An 18,233-nucleotide genomic window follows, 5' to 3' on the forward strand; every position below is an offset into this window, starting at 1 on the left:
GGCAGCAAAACCACCTCTCTTCTTATGCGATACAGTAAAGCCTCTCGATGAAGTGCAGGGATAAGCAATAAAAGCAGAACAGAGGGAATACCATCACGGTAAATTCCATAATGCATCTGTTATAAGAGCTTTTTTCATAACAAGCATTGTGCAATCATTTTGACCACTGTTAAGAATTTTCATTCTCACGCTTTGATAGCATAAACAACGGCCATATTGACAGGACGTGTTTCCTCACCACCGGTTTCTTTCAAAAAGATTTGATGTTCATGCGCCCCTGCAAGAGTCGTATTGACCCTTCCGGAACCGTTAAAGTAATAACTATTATTCCCTTTGTAAGCCTCTATACCAAAGGGCATAAAATTTTCAACTTTATGTGTATGAGCCCCTGTTAAATCTGTTTTCCCTTGGTGGCTATGAGCTTCAAAAGAATCTTCTTGTTTGCTTCCCAGGCGTCGTCCTTTATCGACATTTTTTCCACTATCGAGCCCGCGTAAAAACATTCCACGCAAATCGGGCACATTAAAAGTTGTTCGCCCATCTCCCCGTCCCCATATTTCACCCAGAACAGCAAAGAGACTTGCATAAGCCTTGCGAGAATAAGCCTTACCATCACAAAGCAACCAACCCGATGGCACTTTTTCTGTGGCAAAAGTACCAATAAAGCCAGGAAGCGAAAAAACTTGCGTTGGATTAGTTAAAAACCAACCATCAGCATTTTTTCCGGCAATATCACAAGTATAGACGAGTTCATAAAGTCCCCCCCTTTGCATTTCGCCACCCCTTAGAGGTGCGAGACCATTAGGAGTAGCCATATAAACAGGACGTGCGAGCAATTGATTTAAGGCAACATTTGTAATACCACTATTTTGCTCCTGTGCCCTAAAGCGCACCACAATCCCACCTTCATACGATTCAAAAGAAGATTTTGTCATCAAACGAATAGCTGTTCTGTTGTTTTCCTTATCAAGGCGAAACTGTGTGTCAATCACCCCCCCATTATCCAATAAATATTCTTTGATACGTTGCATCATAGCACGCGCACTGTCATTGACTGAACTTGGCGGCTGCCCCTCTGCCCAATTGATGCTCTCATCAGCATAGGCATTCTCCGATGCAATAAGGGACCAATCATAAATCGAGCTCATAGCAGATATCCTTTTTGCCAGAAGGACAAACGCGCGAAGAGAGAGGAGAAAAAGTGAGCAATTCTCTTTTTAGGTGCTGTGATTTTTTCCATTTTCACCATTTCCATTTTCAGACCGATTTTGTCATAATCGACATGCAACAATTTTGTTTTTGCGTTCATAAACACAGCCTCCGGTTTCAAGCGCAACACCTCTTGGGCCAAAACACCAAGGTAGCGTTGCGGATTTCCCTTATAATTAAAGCTATAGAGGGAATAGCCATTTTTTTTGCGCTCTAGGAGAATATTTTCTTTTGCTCTCACATCAGACAGTCCTAAAATTCCTCCCACAAGCCCAAGCACTTGCTGCGCATCGCGCAATGGATCTTTTGTTACAGAAGGCATTGTTGTCGATTTTCCTGATGTTGTTCCGTAATTTCCAGCAGCTTTTGTTCCCACACCCAGCAATTGTTCTAATCGGTTCCACCCCTGATTATCTTGCTCTGCCCATTTTTGGCGCTGTGCATCTAACATATTCTGCTGGTTCATATCTTGGATAAGTCCCCCCTTTAGGGCATTGCTTTGTGCACTACTTTGTCCCTGATAGTAGTTATTTGCGGCATTAACCTGATCATATAGAGAGCGATCAATCATCTGATTAGCATTCATCATATTACGCACATCTTGATTATATTGCTCTGCGCTCGCTTTTGTTGCCAATGCACCAAGCTCATCGGCGAGCACTCCGGTATGGGCGCCAGAACCATAGCGCCCCGCTCCAGACATCGATTGATTAATAGCATCAGAAGTTTGACTTAAAGCATTTTGCAAAGCAGCATTAAATTTACTATTGCCTCCAATCCAGTCCCCCTTAGCCATACCAAGAAGATTGTGAGCACTTTGGGTTGGTGCATTCAACCACTGTGTCAATGCTGGATTATTATATTGAGAAGCAGCCTGTTGTAGACCGGTGAGAGCATTTTGTGTCATAGAACCAAGACCCGCAACACGCTCTCCCTGATAAACATTTCCGCCAATTCCCTTATTATAAAGGTCAAGTGCTTGGGCGCTTGCTTTTTTAAAGATATCCGCAGCCCAGGCGGGTGGTGCATTTGTTTGTGTGGTTGTTTGTACTTGAGGTGTTGTTTTTCTACTCATGGGGCTAAAACCTTTCTATAATAAATAAGATTACGAGAATATCCGTGATGTCTAAGCATTTTAGCCCATCCGGCTCTTCCAAACATTTGTACTTCCTCAGCATTGATTGTTCGCGCCCATTTTTCGACCTTATCGATCAAATTGACCAATTCTAGCCCTCCCTCTCCAGCCAAATCTGAGAGGACAACGCGTTTTTTTCCCATCTGGGTCCTTTCAACTTTGGTAATGGCAAAGGCGCTAAATTTTCTGTTATTTTTCAAGACCAGCCATAATTGTGCTTGCCCACTGATGAGTTCTTTAGCAATTGTTTGCAGGCAAACATCATCCGGAAAACGTTCAGCATATTTTTTCAGTGCAGCATTAAGAGCCTCTTGATAGGGTGCTATTTTTTCCCATGACCATTGCACTGTAAGATGAGCAGCATAAGAATTTTTCTTATCGCACTGTCCCCTTATGAGATTAGCTTTTTTCGCTCTCCCAATCCTCAGTTCTTTCACAGCACTCCAACAAACTTTAAGCTTTCCCCACAACATAGCTTTTCACATTATTCCTTTATGAAAAGAGGCATACTCACATAACTCTTTTATTAAAAGGCACACTTACCGCGTAACTCTTTATTAAAAGGCACGCTTACCGCGTAACTCCTTATTAAGAGGCACACTTACCGCGTAACTCCTTTATTAAAAGGCACGCTTACCGCGTAACTCCTTATTAAGAGGCACACTTACCGCGTAACTCCTTTATTAAAAGGCACGCTTACCGCGTAACTCCTTATTAAGAGGCACGCTTACCGCGTAACTCTTTATTAAAAGGCACGCTTACCGCGTAACTCTTTATTAAAAGGCACGCTTACCGCGTGCCGGCAGCCTTCAATTCCACATCAAAGCCCGTCACATGAGACCAATTCACGCCCTCAGGAATGCGCAATTTAAAGCGATAAAACCGTGCCCTTGCGCGGACATGAATTTGCCCCGTATGATGAGAAGGTTGCCTTTCTGGCAACCACACTATCTTCTCCTCAAGAGATTGGCGAAAGCGCATCCCTACAGACAGATAAAACTCTCCACTATTCACTTGAGGCATGATATTTTTCACACGTGTTATCATGCCATTTGTCTGTCCCATTTCTTGTGATATCACCATACAAGCCATGGGGGGACCAGAAAACGAGCCAAGTCTCCCTTCACGATCAAATGCCCCAAGAATAGGAGATTCATTTTTCCAAGCCTTACTATCGAGAGAAAAAGACAAATCATCAATGCTCTGGGTAATCCGATCTAATCCTTCTAAAGTGGTTCCCGCCAAAAAAATGGGCAAAATCATTTTGATATCCACGGCAGCTTTTGTCCATTTTTGCAATCCCCAATCATAAATGAGCAAAATACGTTTGTGGGTGCTTTCATCGCTATCCACCATCCAATAAACGCGATTATACACCCCATCAATGGCAGCAGATAGAGTATACAGATTATTCAGTCTTGATTTTGCTGTCATGGTTCGATCGACTTTTTCAAAGCCAATGGGTATAATTTGCCCCTCATTGGTAATCTGATAAAACCCACCTTCATCAGCAAAGAAAGCAAGATCGCCTCGACAAACGATAGATTCAGCGTTTTTAGCCCCACGTTTATCGTGGATTTTTTGAAAGCTAAAAATAATTTTAGAGCCAGGAATAAAAGAGCCGGCATAGATAGCAGAACGCATAAAGATGATTGGATTTGTTGTTTCGGTTGCCCCTTGCACGAAACCACCATCGGGAAAATCTTGATAATCGCAGCTTTTTTTCCCCACCGTCCAAAATTCGGCATCGTTCAATCCAGACCAATGGACACGTCTTGGATGCTCCGTCAATTTCATCAAACAGACGAAATCTCCCCACACCCGCACAATTCCGGCTTGTGGTGGATTTCCACCTAAATCTCTAAATTTTTTATCGTGATTAATGTCGATAACTTGAGGCTTATCATTAGCATTAACAGCAATCACGTAATCGCCAAACAAAGCGAACGACCATGGAGCATCGACATTTGCAAGATAAGATTTTCCATTTTGGCTAATATCTTTCCAGCGCTTTGTGGTATTGTCGAGCAGATAGATTTTTTGTGCTGTCCCCACAAGAATAGATACACCATTTTTTGTTTTCACAGCCAAAGCCCCTAAAATTGTCTCAGGACAAGGCTCTGAAAATGGTTGAAAGCTTGGCATAGGAATATAGGAACCATCGGCTGGCAAAACATTAATGATTTCATCGGTAAACAGTCCATTAATATCCGCAACATCAGGCCGATAATCAGCAATTGGAAAAAAAGCCATTGAAAACCCCATTGGAAGAATATTTGCAAAACCTTATGGCAATGTTTCAAAGCGCAAAGGCTTATTTTAACCACCAGAGCCTAGAGTTGACTCTGTAACAAAAGCGTGAACCCACCAGCACCAGCCGCCAAAACCAACCACGAGTATCAACCACAGGCACCAGCATCAACCATCAATCAACCACGAAGAAGAAAAAAGCTCTTTAAAACCTCATAGGTAGAATATTTGTAGCCCCTTTTCTGCGTGACGTTTCAAAGCGCAAAGCTTGCAGCTGTTCTTGAAAATCGCGAAAAGCAGCAGCAGCATATTCAGGATCCTTGAGAATATTTTTACAAAGCTCGTATTTTGCCCGTGCTTTAATGAGATCAAATGCATGAATGAACCAAGGATTCTCTCCCTCTCTCAACTGTTCATCTCGCCCACGAGCACAAGCATAAACAACACAGACACTTTCAATCTGCTTTGGTGTTGGAAACAAGCCTATTTTTTGATCACAGTAAGTATAAAAGAGAGGTTCTCCCTGTGGAGGCTGTAATCCATATTGTTTTTGCAATGCTTCAATTGATTTAAAAAGCAAAGGTGTTTGTGCTGCATGATGTGTTCCTAAAAGAACAGACTCCACAGCCCTTTCTGATTCAAGAAAAATTCCCTCTTCTTGGCCATACCAAGTTTTTCCAGGTTGTGTTTTAAAGATCAGCTGTTTTTTTTCATTAAAGAACAAAGGTTCGCGTTCACATAAGCGCAAAGCGGTAAAAATGGAATCTTGAATTTGCATAGAATATTCAGCTGTTGTATCGTCAATTTCATCTTGAATAAGCGCAACCATAGAGGCAAAAGTCTGAGAATGCTCTGAATGTGTGGGATCAAGATGATTTAAAGTAATGGGTGTAATGGTCATGGACAATGATAATCCTTTTGCGTGTGAAGCGTTTTGGCTATCTCTCCCGCAAAAATATATCCTGTTGAGAGAAAGAATTTGCCAACTTTCAAACAGCTCTTACAGCAAATATTCCAAAATTTTAGACAGCTATAGAAAAATTCTGCAAGCCTGATCTGCTCCAGAAATTTTGCTCTCTAACAGCGTATTTTGTTGAGAAAAAGCCTCAGTGCTCAAAGCAAGCATCAATTGGTATTGCGATAAGAGTGCAATCCTAAAATCTTCTGTTTGACAAATAATATCCCCCTTCTCAACAGAACATTCTGTTGAGAAGAAGTATTTGCAGCGCCTTTAAGCAGGTGCTCCATAGGTTGGGATCACGATAGTAGCAAAATCTTGTGCTCCTTGTGTGCTTCCAGGTAAGGTGAAACAAGTTTTCTTCATACCGATGATGGTTTTTGCTGCAACACCGAATTCGCGTTCATAGTCGAACAGTTCTTCCACCAATTTATAGCGTGTAGCGCCACGGTCTTTTCCAAAAGCGATGACGGCACTTTGCGCTCCCAACAGCACGGCACGGCGCACATTTGGCACTGCTTTGTTTGTTGAACCGGACTCGACACCTTCGGTAACATGTTCAGCCTCACGCAGGACGACACCATTATACATACCAAGCGAGCCGTCATAGAGGGGGTTTTTAAGACGGCTTCCATTATAGATTGCCTTAGTGATATCGAGCCACTGTCCAGCATCCGTATTGGTGCGCAACTGAGTGACCTGGGTTGGATGCAGATACAGCACATAAACATTTTCGCCATCAATGCGCACAGGCCTAATTTTTGGATTAGCAAGCTTAGCCCGTTCCACGGCTTTATCGATCAGTTTAAGATTAAAAACATCATTTTCTTTTAAGTCTTCGTCTTTTGTTTTTCCATTGGGGCGCACGATACGTTTATCGGTTGGTGCAGTTGGTGCATTAAAGCCATAATGGACAGGTTTAAGGGTAATCGTGCGTCCTTCAAAGTTAATGGCTTTTGCGGTATAGCCACACACTTGAATAAAGAACATCAAACTCAAGCGATCAGCATACCAATCGACCAAACCATTTTTGGCTTCGGTCCGCAAATCATGTAAGATACGTTGCTGATCAATAGTGCCTTCATTTTTAACACGCACCGCATGAACAAGTTCATTAATAGCCAAGCGATCACTGAGGAATTGCAGAGCTTCTTCATTCCCCTCAAGGGACTGCCCTTCACTCACCCCATCGCCAAGCAACTGGACACGCAAATTAAAGCTAATAGCATCACCACTTGCTTTTGTGGTTTCATCCTTTAATTGTACGATACTATTTGAATCATTTCCGATCAATGGTGCAATAGGAATTGCTTTTGAAATTTCTTGGTTTAACAGTTTAGACCATGTGCGCACTGCCATTGGGTCATTAATTCCGATATAAGTTACAGCCATTTTATCCTCTAAAAGTTGATTGATATAAAAAAACCGGCGAAGCGCCGGCTATTTGAAATTCCACATTTCTCGTTTTCAGATGGTGGATTAGTTATTGGGTATTTTGTATAATTTTTATTGCTTGTCCTCCCCCTTTGAGAAACGTCACATTCTCACTTCGAGAATTCCTCCACAGCGCTCGCCTCCAACACCCCCCAGCAAGCCCAGTGCCAATACCTCAAGCTCTCAACACAGACCGCCTCATGCCTTCCACATGACGACTTTCAGAATTCCCCCATGGGGGGGCTGTTAAGATTCTCGCCCGCCCATGAGACGGTTAAAAGCCGCTTTGTTTTTAGGATCAGCAACCCAATGGCTAAACTCTACTTCCGACATTTTATCGAGCATCTCCAAAGAAATCGGTCCATTGGGCGTCATACCGTTATAGGCCGCCAATGTGCGTGCAGAATTTTGTCTTTCCTGCAAATTTTCACCAATGTTATTGGGAGTATTGGTGTAGCCAATTTTTTGCGCAATAGAGTAGATCACCTCAGCGGGATTTTGATTTTTTTTCGCACAATCGCGCAAGATTTGCTTTAATTCATTACCAATCAACGCATCCACGACATTTGGATCTGCCATTTCCGGATAGAGTGCCGAGAAAGCAGCCAACTGCTTCGCGCGGATATCGTAAATAAAATCGGCCGCTTGATCAAAATCCTGATGCTTTTGTTTAGCACTCACAACGGACTGCTGGTAAAAAGCATGCAACTGTTCTGCTTCATGGTTCATAGAAGGGGCTTGTTCAGAGATCAACGCTCCTTGTTTATAGAGTGTTTTTCCCAACCATTGTATATAACCCATAAAATCTTTTTGCGGATCTGGCGGTGCATCAGTTTCTACTCCCCCTTGACCATCTTTTTGCTGCGTATCCTCTTGCAATGATCGCTGTTGTTGATGTCCATCTTGATGTGCGTGGGAATTTTCTTCTAAGGCTTTTGTTTTTTCTCCAGCATCAATTTCACAGTTTTCCTGCTGCAAAGCTCCTGAAAAAGACCCCTGTTTTAATTGGTTTTGTTCTGCTGGTGTTAAATGTTCTTGATCCATAATGTTAGCCTTCTTTATTGACAATAAGATGATATTTTTTTCAAATGAAGCAGTTTACCTTTGCGCATTCGCCTCTTGCAAAAGAGATTGCATCAGCTGCTCCACTCCAGCATGCCCCCCTGAAGTTGTCTCCAGCTTTACCAGCATAAGCTCTGCTCTATTTGCACCGCGCGCGCTTGTTAAGAACTCCACGAGCCTCACCGTGAAACTCCTCAGTACTGCAAAGCTTGTCCTCCACCCCCTCACACAATGGAGCATTTTGCCCCTTCAAGCTTTGCTCTTGCACCTTGTGTGCAACTTCGTAAACTTATACTCTGCAGACAATTTTATAGAGAAACCGATACGCGCCAAAGAGAAATGCATAAAACAACCGCTTCTCTTAAAACATGGGGTGATTTAGCCTTGCGCATTCGCCTCCTACAAAAGAGTGCCCACCAGCTGCTCTATTCCCATATACTCAGCCGTCCCCCTCCAGCATGATACGCATACGCTCGACTCTATTTGCAGCGGGCTTGTTAAGAACTCCACGAGCCTCACCGCGAAACTCCTCAGCACTGCAAAGCTTGTCCTCCACCCCCTCACACAATGGAGCATTTTGCCCCTGCAAGTTCTGCTCTTGCACCTTGTGTGCAACTTCGTAAACTTATACTCTGCAGACAATTTTATAGAGAAACCGATACGAGCGAAGGAGAAGTGCATAAAACAACCGCCTCTCTTAAAACATGGGGTGGTTTAGCCTTGCGCATTTGCCTTTTGCAAAAGAGCTTGCACCAGCTGCTCTATCTGTGCATTAAGCACTCCACGCGTCCCCCCACTCAGTTCTCCAGCATCACTAAAGTGCCCTCCAGCACTGTGAGGAGCATTTTGCCCTTCCAAGCTTTGTGCTTGCACATTGTGTGCAACTTCGTTTGCTTGTGCTCTGCAGGCAATTTTATGGATAAGGGATGCGGGCAAAGGAGAATAGCGTAAAAGATCGAGCATAATCTCTGGTGTTATGAAACTTTGCATCAAAGGCAACAATTGCATAATAATGGCAAATGTCCGCTCTTTTTCATTAAGGCTTGTTGGCGCATCATCAACGACAATATCATATTCCAAACTGGTGATCATTTCACGTGTGAGCGGGACATACTGAGCGTTTTCCTCTCCAGCAATACGTACCAATCGCCCATCGGAAAGATAATTTTGAATAAGATAGAGAATAATTTTCCCCTGTCGTTGCCGATATCTTCGCAAAGCATCAAAGAAGGAAGCCAACAGATTGAGTGATGATTGGCGACGTTGTTCCTCTAAGATTCCTGGTTGGTTTACCGCCCGTGTACCAACAAATTCAGAAGACAGACCAGTGACTTGTTCGATCGCACTTTTTGCTTCATTAAACAATTGAAAGAAACCTTGCGGAAATTGTGCAACGGGTTTAGGCTGGATTCTTCCCCCCGAAACAGCCCCACTTTTCAGCCAAGTGATGCTATCGGCTCTTGCCCAACTCTCTGTGGCTTGACGATCATCATCAAAAGCGTCGCGTTCGGCCATAATCCCGCCTTTTGACTGACTATTGAGCAAATGCATCACTTGACTAAAATATTTATTTGCCCAGCGTTGTGGATCTTTTGTTGGTTTGACAATCCCGTAAAAATGCCGGCTTAATTTGTCAAAACTACCGGTAATACACTCCCAACCCAATTGACCAGCTGGCACCAAGGGTTTATCTGGTGCTTCGAGCAATTTTCGCCCCAAAAAAGCACGTTTGACAATTTTTCTTGTTAATCTTGTCGCTTGAATTTGCGGAAATTCTTTACGTAAATTTTGGAAATCCTGTTCTGAATAATCGACAAATTTTCCGCTTAAAGGATCAAGGACTTTATAAACAACCTCACGCTCGAACCAGCGGCATTCAGCCAATGTAACCATTTTAGGGCGTTGATACCCCTCCTCCACATCACCACGATAGCTTTGCCCATCATCCGCACTAGTTTGGTGCATAAATGTCTGATGTTTGACCCAATCAGCATGAAGATCACTCCAATGAACATGGGGAAACATTTCTCTTGCTACATCCAGAGGTTTTTCATCAATATACCACAAGCGTTGTGCATCAATGAGATTGGGTTTTACAGCACTTGCATCCCATATCATTTTCATAGGATCGAGTCGTGCAATGACGGGTTTTCCTTGCGGATCTTGTTCATAATCGAGTCTAGTATCCGTCCAGCCCATTCCGCAAATAATGGCATCTTGAAAGGCATCGGAATCCTCGTACTCTCCGTCCGCCTCATCCCGAAACCATTCAGCTGCACCGGTGAGTATTTGGTTAGCAAAAGCCGCCCCTTCTTGACGAGGAATAAATTGCACCTGTCGTTTATTATTGCGCTCTGTACCAATCACGGCATTAATCAGCGGAGCGATACGGTTAAAAGTCATAACCGGTCTGTTTTGTTCGCGCAACACGGCAAGATCTTGCTCATTCCATTGACGCCCATTATAAAAATCATAGTCTTCTTGGGCATTTTTTCGCCATTTTTCGACATGTCCAATATCATCGTGATACCAGCCCACGAGTTTTTTAAAGAGCGCTTGATTTTCAAGGGTTTCGAGTGGATCAAAAGAATCTGTAGAAATATTCATTAGAAAGCCATCCATGAAGTTTGAGAATGGTGAGAAGAGCGATAAGCATTTTTTTTCGCTCGTATATTGGGCTGTTCATAAGCCACACACATCAGTCCAAAAGCATCGGCACCATGGCTTGCCCAATCATGTTCAGCGCCCAGCCCGATATTGCGTTGTTCATCGCGCTTTTCGTGATACCAAGCGAGTGCTCTTCGCCCAGCATGAGTTGTCTCTTCGTTAAACCATATGGCAGGAAACAATCGCCGCACCGCTTCGATACGCATTTTCACAGCTCCCACGCCTTGATTTGGAATGATCTTTGTTTGAAAACCGGCTTGTTGGAGAGCACTTTCAAAACTGACATTATAAACACGGTCTTTGGTTGCTCCATCATGGGGTAAAACCATCAATGCTTTCTCATATCCGCGTTGAAAGACCCATCCCACATGCTCTGAGAGAGGCTGTCCTTGTGCTTCATAATAATCGAGGACGCGGATTTCTCGTCCCACGAATTGTGCGACCCACAAAGCAGTAGCATCAGCCTTTGCTCCTGTTCCGCCGATATCCCAAAAGATTCTGATCTGCATAAGCGGATCACGGGGCACAGTGGTAATGCGCCCCTCGCGTGAAGCCTCAAGCAGCGCTTTTTGATAATAAGCGCCCTCAATGGTTTGGAGATATTCGCCCTCCCAAATATGGTTATATTGTTCGGGTCGTTGTTGTAAATCTGCTTTGCGATCTCTATTCAGTTTTTCGGGAAATTGAGGATTATCACGCCAATTAATTTCCACCCCTTTGATATTGGGATCATTGCCATTTCGGAAACGTTTTTCCACGGGAGCATTTTCCCGGCACGGGTTCCAAGTCACCCACAATTCGGCATTCCAATCGTCTCCTTCTTCACGCAGAGTTGGAATAAGCGTTTGCCAAGCAGTCTCAGTCACGGGTTCCGCCTCGTCCACCCAGCAGAGAAAAACACGCCCCATGGATTTAATACTTGCGATATTGCGATCAAGCCCAGCAAACACATAAACGATCCGTCCATCTTTTGATTTAATATATTTATCACCGATTTCATAATAATCTTGTAGAAAAGGATAGGCTTCAATGGCCCGTTTAATTTCCTCCAAGGAACTTTCATTGAGCGAATTTTGAAATTGCCGTGCACAAAGAATAATCCCCCGTTCTCCCGCCTTACCATGGCGATATCCAACCACGGCAGACATCAAAGCAAAAGAACGTGTTTTTCCAGAGCCCCGTCCCCCCCAAGCAGCTCGCACATCAGCTTTTCCAGTAAAGACCGGAATAAGCTTTGGAATAAGAGCAATTTGAGCAGTTGTCATGAATCCTCAAGCACAATCATTCTCAAAAACCACAATCTCCAGACATCCCCCCTCCCAAGCAGCATCACCGCCAGAAACCAAGATCCCCAAACTCCACATCGCCCTTAAGTCTACCCACAAGCTCCACAATCCCGAGGACAAAAGCACTCCTCAAAACACCACGCCCCTCAGAGTCCATGCCTCTCAAGCACTATATAAAGCATCACTTCTCTTAAAATCACGAGCACACTCAACACATAAGCTTATTTGGGCATCTCCCCCTACTGCTCCAATAATTTACAGAGCCAGAATCTTTACAAGAGCCACAAAAAACTCTAATAAACAGCACAAAAATCAGCTTTCAAAAAACAGAGCTAGTTGTGGAATGAAAACAATCTAAACAGTCTTTTTTTTAAGATCTGATAGCCTAAATATCCTAATAAACAACAAGATTCCCTCTTGCTCTTGTTTATGTGTACCTTCTTCAAAAAATCTGTTCAATGCTCTTTGTTCATTGAAGCTCCCCCCTGATAGGATACCCATTCCACCTTTTTGCATACCCCCCTCATGCTCGAGAGAAGTATATATCATTACGCCCCACGAAAGACTGGAAAAAAACATTAAAATTTATCTTACACCTTTTTAAGAACTTCAATAATCGCCAAAAGAAACAACAGATCTTCCAGATAGCATACTTTTCAAACAGCGTAATTCTCAGACATTATAGTCTTCAGACATCTCGCTCCCAAGCACCACCATCGCGAAAAAACAAGATCCCCACATTCCCTTAAGTCTACCCAAAAGCTTCACAATCTCGATAGTAACACACGCCTTAAAGGGAAACGCCTCTCAAGTAATATATGCCTCAAGCTCCACAATCCTCAAACTTCGTATTTCTCTCCGTTTTTTTATCTCGCTCAATCCTCTTCCTATCTCCCACAAGCTTGGTATCCTTTGCTCTCACCGGCACGATCTCAACACGCGAAATTGTTTTGAAATCGCCCCCAGCATCTCCAGTCACTTGCAGTGGTAACACTTTAGCCAGCAGCAAACACATCAACAATTCCAGTTGCGCAATTGTTCTAAACCCTTTGCATCTCCCTCCAGCATTCTCATGCCAAAATTTCATCTCGTCATGATCTCCATGGTCCCCAAACATACCCCTACCAAAGAACACAATCGCCAGAATTAGTATTGGCAAAACCCATAGCTCTCCAAGACCATATGCCCCAAAGGATCACACTCCCAGATCTCGACAATCTTCAAAAATCACACCATATACCCTCACACATTGGAATTTTTAGTCTCCTGCTCCCCAGATACCGCATCCTTTGCTCTCACCGGCACGATCTCAACACGCGAAATTGTTTTGAAATCGCCCCCAGCATCTCCGGTAACTTGCAGAGGCAACACTTTAGCCAACAACGAAAAAAAAGGCACAGGATTATTGAGTGCGTGATACTGAAGATAGGATACCAGTCCATCTTCACCATATTGATACCCAGCTTGTTCAGCAGCTGTAAGAAGAGCTTCATTAAACTGCCTTGTTGTTTTATTCAATGCACCTTTTGGGCGCCCTCTTCGTCTTAAGGGAAGACAACGTTCCTTTGCCATCATTATATTCTCTCAAATAAAGTATAGAATAATTTCTGATAAAGAAATTCGTAGATAAAGTGAAAAAACAATACCATTTAAAAACATTGCGCCGCACATAAAAGCAGCACAAAATAGGATGGTTTAGATAATTTCTACTCGAATATCTTCCTTATCTTGTAAGGAACTTTATATAATATACTTGAAAACTCTACCTGAATATCTTATCTGATGGTACTACTTCCATAATAGCACGTCTGTCTTACCATCTAAAGAAAGAGGCAATCCTCCAACCTACTCATCTCTTTATAAGATTAAGTAAAAATGAAGGAACCGTAATATAGATGATAAAAATAATGACAATACTTAGAAGTAGTATCATCAGACAAAATATTTAGACAGAGCTTTCAGATATATTATATAAAGCTCCTTACAAGATAAGGAAGGTATTCCAGTAGAAATTACCTAAGCCATCCCTTCTCTAGAGGAACATCTCCCCTAGAAATGTTTTTCATAGCTTACACCATGAAATTCAAAAAAACGGAAAAATGCAAAGCAGGCAAATTTGGAAAATCGTAGACCTGAAATATTTCCCAGTTTCAAATATGAAACATTCTCTAGAATCCGTCTACTTCTCTTTAGATTATTTTTTATTTTACTGATTTAATTTTTGAGCAGCTTATGACCTTACCGGTTTAATTTCTGAGGCGACTTTTAGACCTCTTTTCTGGTCAGTTCTGACTCATTTCACGCATTTTGACATGCTCCCTTAAACTTATTGTTTGGATATGATCCGCTCGCACGTCCTCCCAAGCGCATCATTGAAAAAAAATTCGAGCCCCAAGGTGCGAAAACATCTTGTTTGGAAATATTCAGGATGAACTAACCGCTAAAATCACAAAAAGCTAGAGGATTAACGCGCTACCTTCTTTCATCAACATTCTTCTCTTTTTATTATTGTTGAATTCCTCAGCAAGAGCTGACTGGCTTGTAAAAAGCGCGCAATTCGAATTATGTAGCTATAATATCTGTTTAGATTCACCTTGTCAAGTTTTTTATGTTTTTACCCCTCTTTTTATCTGTCTTTTTTTATCTCTCTCAGATGCCATATCACCATAAGCACTCTCTCCACAAGCGTCCCTCTCAAAATTCTTCCTCAAAAATCTCTTTTCTCACAAGCCTTTTGCCCTTATGAACCGTCCCCTCAAGTCTTCCCCTTCATAAGCCTACCCCTCTCAGGAACATTCTGTCTTAGGAACAAATTCTCGCCCCTACAAGGACATCCTCTCTCATGAGAATTTTTCTCCTTTTGGGAAGGAGAGAGTTCTAATTTTCAGGCAAAAAGACCAACTGATCTCCCTCTTTTGCAATAGTCACCGCCATCTCATCGTGAATTTTTCCAAATAAGATATTTTCCGCGAGTGGATCTTGAATTTCTTTCTGAATAATACGTTTGAGAGGACGTGCTCCATAGAGGGGATCATATCCTTTATTGGCGAGAAATTCACGCACCTCTGGTTCGATATGCAAAGTTATTTTGCGTTCATTGAGCAAATTTTGCAAATGTTGTATCTGAATATCAACGATAGCTTCCATATCGGTTCGTTGTAATCTCTGAAAGAGAATGATCTCATCAATACGGTTAAGAAATTCTGGGCGGAAAGCTGCTTTTACGACATTCATGACATCATCTTTTGCCTGATCGGTTGTCTGTCCTTCCGGCAAGGCGGTTAAAAATTCCGCTCCAAGATTTGAGGTCATAATCAGCAAGGTGTTGCGAAAATCGACGGTACGCCCTTGGCTATCGGTCAAACGTCCCTCATCAAGCACTTGTAGCAAGAGATTAAAAATATCAGGATGGGCTTTTTCAATTTCATCGAACAAAATGACCTGATAAGGTCTTCTCCGCACGGACTCGGTCAGCACCCCTCCTTCTTCATATCCGACATATCCAGGAGGTGCGCCAATCAGGCGTGCACCGGCATGCTTTTCCATATATTCCGACATATCGATACGCAGCATGGCATTTTGATCTTGAAAGAGAAAAGCGGCAAGTGCTTTGGTTAATTCGGTTTTCCCCACACCGGTAGGACCAAGAAACATGAAAGAACCGAGTGGACGATTGGGGTCTTGCAAGCCGGCACGAGCACGACGTACAGCACGGGAAACGGCTTGCACGGCTTCCCCTTGTCCAATCACCCGCTTACTCATTTCATCTTCCATACGCAAGAGCGTTTCTCGTTCTGCCTCAAGCATACGATCCACAGGAATTCCAGTCCAGCGAGAAACGATACGCGCCACATGTTCAGCGGTCACGGTTTCTTCAACGAGATGATTTTGTTGATCATCATTTTCCGCGATACTCAGTTGTTTTTCGAGCTGCGGAATGACACTATAAGCAAGTTCACCGGCTTTTTGGAATTGCCCATCGCGCTGGGCTATAGCCAAAGCATTTCGTGCTTCTTCCAATTGTTTTTTCAAATCGGCAGCATGCCCTAATTTTTGTTTCTCCGCCTGCCAAGCTGTTGTCATTTCCGCGGACTGTTGTTCCAATGTTTTAAGTTCGTCTTCCACGGTTTTCAGACGCTGTTTAGCTGTAGGCTCAACATCGGTTTTCAAAGCTTCGCGTTCGATTTTTAACTGCAAGATACGCCGATCCAAAACATCGAGTTCTTCAGGTTTTGAATCGACCTGCATACGCAAGCGTGCCGCCGCCTCATCAATGAGATCAATGGCTTTATCGGGCAAGAAACGATCGGTAATATAGCGGTTAGAAAGCCTTGCGGCAGCGATAAGAGCACTGTCAGCCAAGCGCACTTTGTGATGTTGTTCATATTTTTCTTTGATACCGCGCAGAATAGAGATTGTATCCTCCAAAGTTGGTTCAGGCACAAAGACAGGCTGGAATCGTCTTGCAAGAGCGGCATCTTTTTCGACATATTTGCGATATTCATCGAGTGTTGTTGCGCCCACACAATGGAGTTCTCCGCGCGCCAGAGCAGGTTTGAGCAAGTTTGAAGCATCCATAGGACCATCGGATTTTCCTGCCCCCACCAAGTTATGCAATTCATCAATAAAGAGAATGATTTGCCCATTTTCGGCTTGCACCTCAGCCAATACGGCTTTAAGACGTTCTTCAAATTCACCGCGATATTTTGCTCCAGCGATAAGGGCTCCCATATCGAGAGCATAGAGCTGTTTATCACGCAAAGTTTCAGGCACGTCCCCATTGACAATACGAAGAGCCAACCCTTCAACGATTGCGGTTTTCCCCACCCCAGGTTCACCGATCAGGACGGGATTATTTTTTGTACGCCTTGAGAGCACCTGTACTGTGCGGCGAATTTCTTCCTCACGACCAATAACAGGATCGAGTTTTCCCTCGCGCGCATCTTTAGTGAGATCGCGTGCATATTTTTGCAAAGCATCATATTGGCTCTCCGCATGGGGACTTGTCGCCGTTTTTCCCTTACGCAGCGCCTCAATAGCGTGATTGAGTGCTTGGGGTGACAACCCTGCTTTGGTAAGAATATCGGCTGTTTTTGCGGATTTTTCCATGATAAGCGCTTGCAACACACGCTCGACGGTCACAAACTGATCACCGGCTTTCTTGGCGAGATCCTCCGCTAAGGTAAAAACTTTTGCCAACGGCTGAGCGAGATAGAGTTGTCCATTTCCCCCTTGTACTTTTGGCAACGCATTGAGAGCGTTTGTGAGCTCCTTATGAATAACAGTAAGATCACCGCCGGCTTTTTGGATAAGAGATGCAGCCAATCCTTGAGCATCCTCCAACAAGACTTTGAGCAGATGTTCAGGCATAAACTGTTGATGATCAGAAGAGAGAGCGTTATTTTGTGCTGATTGTAAAAAGCCTTGTAATCGTTCGCTATATTTTTCTAGGTTCATTTTTTTTCCTTTCTTGCACCACCACTCTTTAGCTTCCCAAAGCGCACTCACAAGGAATAGCCTCCCCCCACAAAACACTGCGAACGAGGCAGCATGAAGAATAACCGTCGTGCTAAAATGAATATGGGTTCTCGAAAGCCTCATAGCAAGAGGGTAAATAAAGAGGCATAATCATTTTTCGACGAAACCACAACCTTCTCATCCCCACCAGCACCTCATTGCCAACACTTCTCTCCACCAAACATCCCAACACAAGCCGCACCACCATCACCCCTACCCTCCCAAATCTCACCACCTGCCCCTCACCTTAACACCCAACTCTTTTCCCCCTCTCATCAATCCTCCACCGCATCTATAAACCCTCTCAAAAACACCCACCATTCACGGACCTGCTTTTTCGCCACTTTTACAGAGATACATTTTTACGCTTTTAAACATTCACAGAAAGCAGCCCCCACCACTTTCTCTCCAACGCCCTTTCACGACCACCCACGCCTTGCCCCCCAAACCGCATTGCCACCCCACACACACAAGCCGCACCACCATCACTCCTACCATCCAAATCTCACCACCTGCCCCTCACCTTAACACCCAACTCTTTTCCCCCTCTCATCAATCCTCCACCACATCTATAAACCCTCCCAAAAGCACCCACCATTCACGGACCTGCTCTTTTACCACTTTTACAGAGATACATTTTTACGCTTTTACAATTTCACAGAAAGCAGCCCCCACCACTTTCTCTCCAACGCCCTTTCACGACCACCCACGCCTT

Annotated in this window: 15 protein-coding genes and 1 pseudogene; all 16 read right to left on the reverse strand. The window is 43.6% G+C overall.

Annotated features, from left to right (window positions below):
• Positions 1-185: 185 nt before the first annotated feature.
• Positions 186-1,148, reverse strand: a complete 963-nt coding sequence (locus PVV69_RS06155) for a phage tail protein (protein ID WP_273756851.1) — start codon at positions 1,146-1,148, stop codon at positions 186-188.
• Positions 1,145-2,284, reverse strand: coding sequence for a tail fiber domain-containing protein (locus tag PVV69_RS06160; RefSeq protein WP_273756852.1), 1,140 nt, complete (start codon positions 2,282-2,284; stop codon positions 1,145-1,147). The genes PVV69_RS06155 and PVV69_RS06160 overlap by 4 nt, the downstream gene beginning before the upstream one ends.
• Positions 2,281-2,817, reverse strand: a complete 537-nt coding sequence (locus tag PVV69_RS06165; RefSeq protein WP_275064625.1) for a hypothetical protein — start codon at positions 2,815-2,817, stop codon at positions 2,281-2,283. Before PVV69_RS06165 ends, PVV69_RS06160 begins: the two co-directional genes overlap by 4 nt.
• Positions 2,818-3,133: 316 nt before the next feature.
• Complete coding sequence (locus PVV69_RS06170) at positions 3,134-4,597, reverse strand: hypothetical protein (protein ID WP_273756854.1); 1,464 nt, start codon at positions 4,595-4,597, stop codon at positions 3,134-3,136.
• A 202-nt stretch (positions 4,598-4,799) separates the two neighbouring features.
• The gene (locus PVV69_RS06175; RefSeq protein ID WP_273756855.1) at positions 4,800-5,495 is read right to left on the reverse strand and encodes a hypothetical protein; all 696 of its coding nucleotides are present in this window, start codon (positions 5,493-5,495) and stop codon (positions 4,800-4,802) included.
• Positions 5,496-5,825: 330 nt separating this feature from the next.
• Positions 5,826-6,944 carry a N4-gp56 family major capsid protein gene (locus PVV69_RS06180; protein WP_273756856.1) on the reverse strand — a complete coding sequence of 373 codons (1,119 nt, stop codon included), beginning with the start codon at positions 6,942-6,944 and terminating at the stop codon, positions 5,826-5,828.
• Between the two features lie 288 nt (positions 6,945-7,232).
• Positions 7,233-8,030 (reverse strand): hypothetical protein, encoded by a 798-nt coding sequence (locus PVV69_RS06185; protein ID WP_273756857.1) that lies wholly within the window; start codon positions 8,028-8,030, stop codon positions 7,233-7,235.
• Positions 8,031-8,084: 54 nt separating this feature from the next.
• Positions 8,085-8,231 carry a hypothetical protein gene (locus PVV69_RS06190; protein ID WP_273756858.1) on the reverse strand — a complete coding sequence of 49 codons (147 nt, stop codon included), beginning with the start codon at positions 8,229-8,231 and terminating at the stop codon, positions 8,085-8,087.
• Positions 8,232-8,487: 256 nt separating this feature from the next.
• A complete protein-coding gene (locus tag PVV69_RS06195) occupies positions 8,488-8,652 on the reverse strand; it encodes a hypothetical protein (RefSeq protein WP_273756859.1) in 165 nt (54 codons plus the stop codon).
• A 110-nt stretch (positions 8,653-8,762) separates the two neighbouring features.
• Complete coding sequence (locus PVV69_RS06200) at positions 8,763-10,655, reverse strand: portal protein (protein WP_273756860.1); 1,893 nt, start codon at positions 10,653-10,655, stop codon at positions 8,763-8,765.
• The gene (locus PVV69_RS06205; protein ID WP_273721068.1) at positions 10,655-11,980 is read right to left on the reverse strand and encodes a PBSX family phage terminase large subunit; all 1,326 of its coding nucleotides are present in this window, start codon (positions 11,978-11,980) and stop codon (positions 10,655-10,657) included. Before PVV69_RS06205 ends, PVV69_RS06200 begins: the two co-directional genes overlap by 1 nt.
• A 6-nt stretch (positions 11,981-11,986) precedes the next feature.
• Positions 11,987-12,121, reverse strand: coding sequence for a hypothetical protein (locus tag PVV69_RS06210; protein ID WP_273756861.1), 135 nt, complete (start codon positions 12,119-12,121; stop codon positions 11,987-11,989).
• Positions 12,122-12,824: 703 nt separating this feature from the next.
• Positions 12,825-13,007, reverse strand: a pseudogene (locus tag PVV69_RS06215) (hypothetical protein); the annotation flags it as partial.
• 236 nt (positions 13,008-13,243) lie between these two features.
• Entirely contained in the window at positions 13,244-13,573 is a 330-nt protein-coding gene (locus tag PVV69_RS06220) for a hypothetical protein (protein WP_273756866.1), read from the reverse strand.
• Between the two features lie 1,305 nt (positions 13,574-14,878).
• The gene (clpB, locus tag PVV69_RS06225) at positions 14,879-17,458 is read right to left on the reverse strand and encodes an ATP-dependent chaperone ClpB (RefSeq protein ID WP_273756862.1); all 2,580 of its coding nucleotides are present in this window, start codon (positions 17,456-17,458) and stop codon (positions 14,879-14,881) included.
• A 430-nt stretch (positions 17,459-17,888) separates the two neighbouring features.
• Positions 17,889-18,020: a hypothetical protein gene (locus PVV69_RS06230; RefSeq protein ID WP_273756863.1), complete on the reverse strand. Its 132-nt coding sequence runs from the start codon at positions 18,018-18,020 to the stop codon at positions 17,889-17,891.
• Positions 18,021-18,233: the final 213 nt, after the last annotated feature.

It is taken from the genome of Bartonella sp. MM73XJBT (genome assembly GCF_028618465.1).
In the GTDB taxonomy this organism is placed as follows: domain Bacteria; phylum Pseudomonadota; class Alphaproteobacteria; order Rhizobiales; family Rhizobiaceae; genus Bartonella.